Below are 10,301 nucleotides of genomic sequence, written 5' to 3'. Positions count from 1 at the left end.
CATAGCGCTAATGGTGTTCCCAGTCAGCTAACTAAACCCGCCCCCCCACATTAGTAGGGGCGGGTTTCACCATAGCGCTAACGGTGTTCCCAGTCAGCTAACTAAACCCGCCCCCCACATTAGATAGCGCTAACGGTGTTCCCAGTCAGCTAACTAAACCCGCCCCCCCCACATTAGTAGGAGCGGGTTTCACCATAGCGCTAATGGTGTTCCCAGTCAGCTAACTAAACCCGCCCCCCCACATTAGTAGGGGCGGGTTTCACCATAGCGCTAATGGTGTTCCCAGTCAGCTAACTAAACCCTCTCCCACATTAGTAGGAGCGGGTTTCACCATAGCGCTAATGGTGTTCCCAGTCAGCTAACTAAACCCTCTCCCCCACATTAGATAGCGCTAATGGTATTCCCAGTCAGCTAACTAAACCCGCCCCCCACTTACAATCACATTTTGATGTTATAGAGAAGAGGGCGGGTTTAGGTAAATCTCAGATTAGACAGGGAAATCTCTGGTAAAACCCGCCCCTACAGTGTTTTTAATCATCAGAAGCGCAGTTAGATTGCTTCCTGTCCTGGATAGGGGCAACTATTTCATCTGTTATTTTTTCTGCCTCATAATTTTCTAAGTTATTATCATCCAGAAAAATTAAATCACACAATTCTGAAGCAGTGCAAAAGAAATCCTTAACTTAACTGTATTGGTTTATAGCCTACTATTTAAAATTCCAATCTTCACCACCAGTTAATTTACAAAATTTATCATTAATCACATCTCGCAAATCCTCTTTTGAATAACTGTATGTCAAATTTATCAATCTATTAGCTATATCCATAATATTCACTTGATCTACAACTTGACGTAATTGATTAGGCTTATAAATACCTCCTTTTGCTTCCACACTAGCTTCAAAAATAGCATCTTTAAAAGCATTATCTAAATCCATTTCCCACTCATCAATATTAATATAATAAGATGTTTTATTAGCCTTAATATTCAACCAAAGAAACCCGGTTTCTTAAAGAAACCGGGTTTATCCCTTCCCCCCAATGCTAGCTGAAAGCTAACTGCTAAAAGCTATTTAATGACCAATTCCCACATACTGAAAACCAGCAGCTTCTAATTCTTTACGATCGCAGAAATTACGACCATCAACAAACAAATTATGCTCCATCGTCTTCACCATCTTCGCATAATTTAAGTGCCGAAACTGTTTCCAGTCCGTTACCAAAACCAAAGCATCGCAATGATCCGCAAGTCTTTCCGCATCAGTCTCAACTACCACACCTGTTAAACCATGACGCATACCAGACTGAGAAATAATTGGATCGTAAGCTTTCACCTTCGCTCCCAACCTGTTCAACTCTTGAATCAAATCTAGAGAAGGAGCATCTCGCATATCATCAGTATCCGGTTTAAACGTCAAACCCAATAACCCAACAGTCTTACCTTTGAGAATTTTCAAATGCTGCTGCAACTTATCCACTGTTATCATCCGTTGACGCTTATTCACATCAATCGCTGCTTTCAACAACTGTGCTTCACAACCATAATCATCAGCAGTATGAACTAAAGCAGAAACATCCTTAGGGAAACAAGAACCACCCCAACCAATACCAGCTTGCAAAAACTTACTACCAATACGGGAGTCTAACCCAATACCCTTAGATACTTGAACCACATCTGCACCAACGCGATCGCAAATATTAGCAATCTCATTCACAAAACTAATCTTAGTTGCCAAGAAAGAGTTAGCAGCATATTTAATCATCTCTGCGGAACTCAAATCTGTAATTACCACTGGAACTGGTGGCAAAGACTTATCGTCAGCAAACTTCCGTTCTACTAAAGGTGCATAAAGTTCCTGCATCATATCCAAAGCCTTTTGATTATTACTTCCCAGTACGATTCTGTCTGGGTTAAAAGTATCAAAAATAGCAGAACCTTCACGCAAAAATTCTGGGTTACTCACCACATCAAATTCTGCTTCAATTTCTGCAGCAGTTCCCCCTTCTTCTTTTTTACGTTCCTCAACTCCATCTAAAACAATCCTCCGTACCCAGTCACCAGAACCAATAGGTACAGTTGATTTATTAACAATTACTTTGTAACCTGTAGTTAAGTGAGCGCCAATACCTTTTGCCACCGCTTCCACATAGCGAGTATCACTTTCTCCCGTAGGTAGTGGAGGAGTACCCACAGCAATAAATAAAATATCACCATGTTCGACTCCTGCTTTCAAGTCAGATGTAAACTCTAGCAACCCTGCTTGAGTGCTACTTTGCATTAGTTCAGATAATCCCGGTTCGTAGATTGGAGACTGTCCTGATTTTAACAATTTAACTTTTTCTTCGTTGTTGTCTATACAAATTACATGATGTCCTGTATGAGACAGACAAACTCCTGTAACTAAACCAACGTAACCAGTACCAATAACGCAAACACGCATATTTTTATGATCCTAAGATTTTTTAACAGAAACATGGATAATTAATAATTAATAATTAATAGTTAATAATTAATAATTAATCCCTAGAAGTTTAAAGCCTCTCTTTTTCAATGAATAATGGATAATTAGAGATAGTCTTTATTATTCATTATTCATTATTCATTATTCATTATCTCTGAGTCGCTCTCGAAAATCTTCTATAGTTAATTTTAACCCTTCTTCGAGAGGAACAGTAGGCTCCCAACCTAAATATTTTCTAGCACGAGTAATATCTGGTTGTCGCTGTTTCGGGTCATCTTGTGGCAGAGGTTTAAATATTATCTCTGCATCTGGATTAACCATTTCTTGAATTTTCTGAGCTAATTCTAATATAGTATATTCTCCTGGGTTTCCTATATTAACTGGTCCGATAAAGTCTTGATTCATTAATCGGATAAACCCTTCTACTAGGTCAGAAACATAACAGAAACTTCTGGTTTGGGAACCATCGCCATACACTGTTAATGGTATTCCTTGTAAAGCTTGGACGATAAAGTTACTAACAACTCGACCATCATTTTCTAACATTCTGGGTCCATAAGTATTATGAGCAAAAATGCTATAGGTTCCCCCAATAAAGTTCTCATAATTTGGTACAGAGAAATCATAGACATAATCATCTATGGCAAATTCTTCCATACTTTCTATTTTTGCCCAAACAATATCACCTGTTGTTTTAGCTAATATTTTCTGTTGAACGTTAGACAAATTCTGGATATTAGTATATTCTAATCCTTCTACCGTTATCCGATAGATTTGTGCCTCTATTTCAGAAACATTTGCTACTAACCCAAACTTAGCAAAGATTAAAACTAACTTTTCAGTAACTAACTGGCGATCGCTCTCAAACTCGAACTTTGAACTTAATTTATCTTCTACATCATTACCTTCAGCAAATCCCTGTAAAAATTTAATTAATTGTTTTGGAGGAAGTTGTAAAATCCAATTAGGAATATCTTTTTCTTTTCTGCCAAAATTAAATCCATCTGCAATTAAATCAACTATAATTTTTGACTCAATCGTTACATCTCCTGATTCATTAATTTCTGGCTGAAAATCAAATATTCTCTCTATTACTTCTGATAATTTTTCAGCTTCTCCTTTGAAAACAATTTGATTATTTATCAAACTTCCTTTAGACACATAAAACCCTAATAACCATAAAAAGTCTTCTACGTTGCTTATCGAATTTTTAACTGCTTTTGTAGATGAATAGCAAATTTTTTCTTTTTCAGGTAAAGGCAGTTCTAAATATTCCCATAGATGCCAAGGAATTTGATTTGTTGCTTCGTAATTTTTCAAGGTAGAATAAAGTTGTTCGGGATTTAGACCTTTTGCCAATAAATACTCCCGAATTTTATCTCCATATTTTTCTAGATAGGAAATAGTCTCTTGACTTTCTACAGATATTTCTGCTTTGCTTAATATCTTATCTGTAATGTGGAATGGTTGTAAAGTTTGTTCCAAAAAGCTAATATAACTAGGAACTCCAATTTCATCTCCCACCTTTAATTCACTGCCAAAAGCTGCTTGAGGTCGATCATTTTCATCCCTAGTAAATAAACTATGGTCTTCAGTAATTTTTATCTCCTTACCCCAAAGAGTTTTAATCTTGAAACCCTTCTTCTTAACATGATGTTTCCAAATAGCAGAAATTGGTTTAATTACTGTCCGGGAATTTTCATCAAAACAAGGCACTGAAACATTAGATATATCTCCATTAATCCTTTCATAACACTCAGCAAAAGTTTCATAATAGAGTTTTTCACAAATATAATAAAGTACCTTTTGGTCTCCAGTCAAACTATTAAAAATTCTGACTACTCGAATATCAACTTTATTTTGACGATGGTAATCAAATGCCAAAGTTTCTGCTACTCGCTTCCCTTCGTCGTAACATTGACCGCACCAAGCAGCACGACCATTTCTCCTGACAAAAACTACATGATTTGTGACATTAACACAATAAACTTTTCCTACATAATGGAAACGTTCTGGTTCAACTAAACTTGCATCCTTAGCAGGTCGAATATTCACTCGATAAAGGTCGCGCCCAATAGCATGAGAAACTACCGAAGCTGCATAACCACAACGAAGTGCTAATTCTTGTACATCATCTGCTAATTGTTTAGATTTACTATAGTAAGTAAAGCAATTTCCTCGTTCCGAACCATCCCCCAATATTAGAGCATTAAATAGGATTAATAACTGTCTTTTTGATAGTTCAAATAACTCACGAGGAATGTATTTATCACCAGACTTACCTAAAGGTAATAAAACCTCAGCTAACTGTTTACTGCAAATTTGAAATTGATGCTCGTCCCCATCAAAAAACTTAAATCCTAAACGACTTAAACAATTAGCAATTTTTAAACGTCCCTCAGAATTTTCTTGAGCAATTAAAACATTATAATCTGCCACATCATAATCATTTCCTCCTACCACTCGCGCTCTTTTTTTCACATCAACGCAACCTTCAGAAATGTAATAACCCAAAAATTCTAACCAGTCATCCATGGGGATTTTTTCTACTTTTACTTTAGCATTTCTAGGAGGAGTTCCTAACTCAAACCATTCTAACTCTTCTCCTCCAAAATCTCCTCCAGTTAATGCCCGCCAACTGTGCCAATGTTTATCTTCATCCGCTCTGATAAACTTTAAATGATCTGTCTCACTCCGGACATACATCCAATGATTAGGAGTTACACAAAAATCAAATTTAGCATTAGCAAAACGATACATTTCCCCAATATATGGTTGTACAATATATTCATCAGGAATATGATATTCAACCTTACCCTCTGGGTTTAATGTTGCGACTTTAACATCTGGTTGTAAATCGGGAAAAGCTATCCAACCTGCTTCCGTTAAAATTTCCGTTTCCGGATCAAAACAACTACGAATCCCAATACAATTAACATTACCTCTATAATCTTCTGTTTGAGGATGTACATCCGGATCTCCATAAACCTCAGATGTCGAAGCCAAAAAAAATCTAGCTTTAACCCTTTTAGCTAACCCCAACATATTCAAAGTTCCCATCACATTAGTTTTAATTGTCTTGACAGGATTAAATTGATAATGTACTGGACTAGCAGGACAAGCTAGATGATATATTTGATCTGCTTCTAATCTAATTGGTTCTGTAATATCGTGACGAATTAATTCAAAATAGGGATGATTCAACCATTTATAAATATTGCGTTTAGTTCCGGTATAAAAATTATCCAGACAGAGGACTTCATGGCCTTGTTCCATTAATCTATCGATGAGATGAGAACCAAGAAAACCTGCGCCACCTGTTACTAATATTCTCATTACTTCTACTTTCCGAGCAGTTTAAATTGTTGTAGTTTTCAACAAAAAATTGAAGAACCACATTCAACTCCATCATACACCACTAATAAAGTATAATCCTGACATTAAATGTCTAGAAAGTTTATCATATCTAAGTTACAGTTATTGTCAGTCGTTGTAATTCTAAAAGAGTGGAAGGAAACAATCTCTCATATTTCCTGAGATTGCTTCCTATCATCGTAATGATAACTATTGGACAGACACAACTAAAATGGTGCATTAAGGAATCAGAATATGTAGAGGCGGGTTTCACGCATTTAGTTAGCGAGTTTTTATATAGAATCCGGTTATATACTTATCGTATCTACACCAAGGAAGGCGGCAGAAAATATCCCCCCAACCCCCTTTGAAAGGGGGCAGAAGAGAAAAAATTAAGTGAAAAGGTACAAAGTTTTCCATCAACTAATTATCCGGATTTTATATTTATTACGGATTAAGTTAGCTAAACCCGCTCGATATCATATAAGCCATTATCCTTGGGAGCGGGTTTATATAAATCTGAGAGTAACCATGAAAATTTCTGCTTAAACCCGCCCCTACCCCATGCACTATTTTAGGTGTGTCAGTTTACTAGAATTAATCCAAGCGCAAAACTGCCATAAAAGCTTCCTGTGGTACATCAACTGTACCCAAAGACTTCATCCGTTTTTTACCTTTTGCCTGTTTTTGTAGTAATTTTTTCTTACGACTAATATCCCCACCATAACATTTAGCCAAAACATCTTTCCGTAAAGCAGGTATATGTTCACTAGCAATAACCTTAGCACCAATAGATGCTTGAATCGGTACCTTAAATTGATGACGGGGAATTAACTCCTTCAGCTTTTCTGCCAAAGCACGACCAACTCCATAAGCTTTATCCTTATGTACAATCACAGCCAAAGCATCCACAGGTTCCGCATTAATCATAATATCCAACTTCACCAAAGGATTTTCACGGTAGCCTATAAGTTGATATTCCATACTAGCATAACCACGAGACCGAGACTTCATTTGGTCAAAAAAATCTGTCACCACTTCTGCCAAAGGTATCTCATATACTAAAGTAGTTCTACCCTGAGCCAAATACTTCATATCCTTAAATACACCCCGTCGTGATTGCCCCAACTCCATTAATGTCCCTACATATTCTTCTGGAGTAATCATTTCCACCTTCACATAAGGTTCTTCTATTTTGGCTCGCTGATTAGGATCGGGTAATAAATTTGGATTATCAATCTTCATAACTTCTCCTTTATTAGTAGTCACCTGGTAAACTACCGATGGAGAAGTAACAATCAAATCTAAATTGTATTCTCGCTCTAATCTTTCCTGAACAATTTCCATGTGGAGAAGTCCTAAAAACCCACATCGAAATCCAAAACCCATAGCACTTGATGTTTCTGCTTCATAAGACAAAGCCGCATCATTAAGTTTAAGTTTATCTAATGCCTCTCGTAAATCTGGAAATTGGTCAGCATCAGTGGGAAATAGGCCACAAAATACCATAGGTTTAGCTTCAATATAACCAGGTAGAGGAGTTTCCGCTCGTTTTTTGGCTAAAGTAATTGTATCTCCCACCCTGGCATCTTCTACTGCTTTGATAGCTGCTGAGAAATAACCTACTTCTCCTGCATGAAGCTCTTCTACTGGTTTTTGGGTAGGGGATAAAACTCCCAACTCATCTATGTCATATTCTTTTGCTGATGCCATGAGTCGGACGCGATCGCCTTTAGCAATAGTCCCATCCATCACCCGAAAATATACAATTACTCCTCGATATGGGTCATAATAACTATCAAAAATTAAAGCCCGTAACTTTTCACTAATAGTATCCTGTGGTGCTGGAACTAATTCGACAATAGATTCGAGAATTTCCCCAATTCCGATTCCTTCTTTGGCAGATGCTAAAATTGCCTCTGAACAATCTAGGCCAATAATATCTTCTATTTCTTGTTTAACTCTATCTGGTTCTGCCCCTGGTAGATCTATTTTATTTAATACTGGAATAATTTCTAAGTCATGCTCTAAGGCCAAATATACATTAGCTAAGGTCTGAGCTTCTACTCCTTGGGAAGCGTCCACTACTAATAAAGCACCTTCACAAGCTGCCAGAGACCGGGACACTTCATAAGAAAAGTCCACATGACCAGGTGTATCGATCAAATTTAATACATATTCTTCTCCATCTTGAGCGGTATAATTCATTCGAGCTGCCTGGAGTTTAATTGTAATACCACGCTCTCTTTCTAAGTCCATTGTGTCCAGGAATTGCTCTTTCATTTCACGGTCTGCTACTGTACCAGTTTTTTGTAGGAGGCGATCGGCTAAGGTTGATTTTCCATGATCTATATGAGCAATAATGGAAAAATTACGAATGTGAGATACAGGAACTTTTGTCATATTTTTGTTGATAATTTTTTTGGTAAAATATATTTATCTTCTTAACATATTTTAATTTTTGACTTTTTGGCCTGGTCTGATTTTAGTTCTATTCTTTACTATAGGGCTGTTTCATTCTCAGAAACAGCTTTATTCTAGAAATGAGCAAAACAGGACTTACGTAACTGCAACGTATTTTCGTCCGATACGACAACAGGAAGCAATCTCAAACCCCTGTTTTTACTACCTCATGGCTTTAGTCCTACAAAAGTTAGTCTAACCTTATCTATATCTATTTTTCATTTTTCTGACTAACTTGAGAAAATGAAATAGCTTTCTACTCAGTAGAGATTGACAAAAAAATTATAATATGATATTTATTTTAGATAAAATGTTATAATTAAAGCAACAAAGTACAAAATTATATGTAAGCATTCTGGATCGTCAGCAAGCAGCGGTCAACTATTTATTTTAGTTTGAGATCAAAGCTTTATTAGTTAAAATAAATTCCGTATTACTATCAAAGCCGACTTTAAATGTTATTTTCACTTAAAGCCATTTTCAACTCTTAAATAGGGTTTGCTGAATAGGAGCGCATTCCGCCAAAATAGCTGAATGCTTACAATTATATTATTTTTTTACTAACATAGTTAAATTAGTTAGTATATTTTAATATATCAATTGAGAATTATATGATATGACAATGAATGAGTCTAAAGTTAATCAGCAAAAGTCAACCGAAAAAGTCGAACTATCAATACATATAGATTCTAGGTTATTAGACCAAGTTCAGCATTTGACAAATGACCCTAGTAAAGTAATTGAAAGCGCTCTTCGTCAGTGGTTGAGAGGAGGACTCCCAGAAGATGAGTTAGCTCTCACTCTTCAGAGAAACCCTCCTATTCCTCCAAGAGGAGAATGGAATGATTAAAGTTTAAATTTTTCCCCGTTTTCTATTCTCTAATCATTACAATAAGTATTGATTAATTCTTTCAAAAGTTGAGCTAGATAGAACTGATTGAGACAATTAAAAAATTATCTCAATCTGGAAATTAATTTATTTAAACATACAAATAATTATTGAGCAAAAATAATATTTTGTCATTTTTAATATTCAGTAATTTTAGTTGGTAGAGTATCAAAAGAAATTAGTAACTCAAAAGATCACCATAACTATTACTAAAAATTAATTTAGAGCAATTTAGTGGGAAAAGTTACAAGAATTTGAATAATGTCAAAAAATACTTCTTTGGATATGACTTATTATTCTTTACTTGGAATACATCCAAAAGCATCTAATCAAGAAATTAGAAAAGCGTATCGGGAACTGAGTAAGCAATATCATCCAGATACTACGGATATGCCACTAGCGATCGCTACTGTTAAATTCCAGAAAATTTATGAAGCTTATCATACTTTAGTGGACTCCGAGAAAAGAATAGAGTACGACAAAAAGATTAGGCACTTGTACTTAAATGATTTTGAGCAAAAGGTCAACTTTAGTAGTCATATATCTCGTTCATACTACTTAGACAGTAAAGATAGACCATTATCTGCTGGTGAATTATTTGCTCTCTTAATTATGGGCCTGGCTCTGATTAGTTGTTTGATAATAGCTATTGTTATCGGTCTTATGCGTCCAGATATACCTATTCAATCTATCGAACCACCAGTACTTTAAATCAAAAAACTAGCATCCTCATTACAACTTTTTGATTATACAACAGAGAAGTTTAATGGTATAAGTAGTAGTGCAAAATTAATTTCTTAGTTGAGAAAAGGAATAGGGAACGCCCAACTGGGAACAGGGAAAAAAATTGATAATTTCTAGATTAGAACTAAAGCCATGAACGCTATTGGTAGGGTGCGTTGCCATCAGGATCACAGGCCAAGGCGCCATATACAGTGCCTTTCGTAAGTCCTATAGATAAAATTGTAGATTGATAATAGAATGTGTAATTAATTTTGCTTATGAAATTATACAATTAATTTTTCATAAACACTTATTTAACTAGGGTGTGTAATCCATTCGATGTTAGAAACTTTATCAATAAAAGTAGTGGACTGACAAAGCTAAAACTGTTCATTACATTATTGGGGGGC

General features: G+C 35.9%; 5 protein-coding genes and 5 pseudogenes. 2 read left to right on the top strand and 8 right to left on the bottom strand.

Annotation, left to right across the window (positions count from 1 at the left end):
* Positions 1-707: 707 nt before the first annotated feature.
* The 8 genes and pseudogenes from VKJ25_RS24195 to lepA all read right to left on the bottom strand — a co-directional run bounded on the left by VKJ25_RS24195 (position 708) and on the right by lepA (position 8,219).
* Entirely contained in the window at positions 708-992 is a 285-nt protein-coding gene (locus VKJ25_RS24195) for a hypothetical protein (protein ID WP_324239205.1), read from the bottom strand.
* A gap of 81 nt (positions 993-1,073) precedes the next feature.
* Positions 1,074-2,441 carry a UDP-glucose dehydrogenase family protein gene (locus VKJ25_RS24190; protein WP_324239204.1) on the bottom strand — a complete coding sequence of 456 codons (1,368 nt, stop codon included), beginning with the start codon at positions 2,439-2,441 and terminating at the stop codon, positions 1,074-1,076.
* A 162-nt stretch (positions 2,442-2,603) separates the two neighbouring features.
* Positions 2,604-3,026: pseudogene (locus tag VKJ25_RS24810) on the bottom strand (GDP-mannose 4,6-dehydratase); the annotation flags it as partial.
* A gap of 3 nt (positions 3,027-3,029) precedes the next feature.
* Positions 3,030-4,283, bottom strand: a pseudogene (locus VKJ25_RS24915) (GDP-mannose 4,6-dehydratase); the annotation flags it as partial.
* Positions 4,284-4,484: pseudogene (locus VKJ25_RS24910) on the bottom strand (hypothetical protein); the annotation flags it as partial. It abuts the pseudogene before it with no gap.
* Between the two features lie 21 nt (positions 4,485-4,505).
* Positions 4,506-4,997: pseudogene (locus tag VKJ25_RS24905) on the bottom strand (LAGLIDADG family homing endonuclease); the annotation flags it as partial.
* Positions 4,998-5,366: 369 nt separating this feature from the next.
* Positions 5,367-5,798: pseudogene (locus tag VKJ25_RS24170) on the bottom strand (GDP-mannose 4,6-dehydratase); the annotation flags it as partial.
* A 615-nt stretch (positions 5,799-6,413) separates the two neighbouring features.
* A complete protein-coding gene (gene lepA, locus VKJ25_RS24165) occupies positions 6,414-8,219 on the bottom strand; it encodes a translation elongation factor 4 (protein WP_324239203.1) in 1,806 nt (601 codons plus the stop codon).
* A 676-nt stretch (positions 8,220-8,895) separates the two neighbouring features.
* On the opposite strand from lepA, the gene VKJ25_RS24160 reads away from it, so the two are divergent.
* Positions 8,896-9,129 carry a hypothetical protein gene (locus VKJ25_RS24160; RefSeq protein ID WP_375340372.1) on the top strand — a complete coding sequence of 78 codons (234 nt, stop codon included), beginning with the start codon at positions 8,896-8,898 and terminating at the stop codon, positions 9,127-9,129.
* Positions 9,130-9,429: 300 nt separating this feature from the next.
* Positions 9,430-9,879 (top strand): J domain-containing protein, encoded by a 450-nt coding sequence (locus tag VKJ25_RS24155; protein ID WP_324239202.1) that lies wholly within the window; start codon positions 9,430-9,432, stop codon positions 9,877-9,879.
* Positions 9,880-10,301 lie beyond the last annotated feature (422 nt).

Source organism: Okeania sp. (assembly GCF_035285525.1).
Lineage (GTDB): Bacteria > Cyanobacteriota > Cyanobacteriia > Cyanobacteriales > Microcoleaceae > Trichodesmium.
This window is presented reverse-complemented; position numbering and strand designations above follow the sequence as displayed.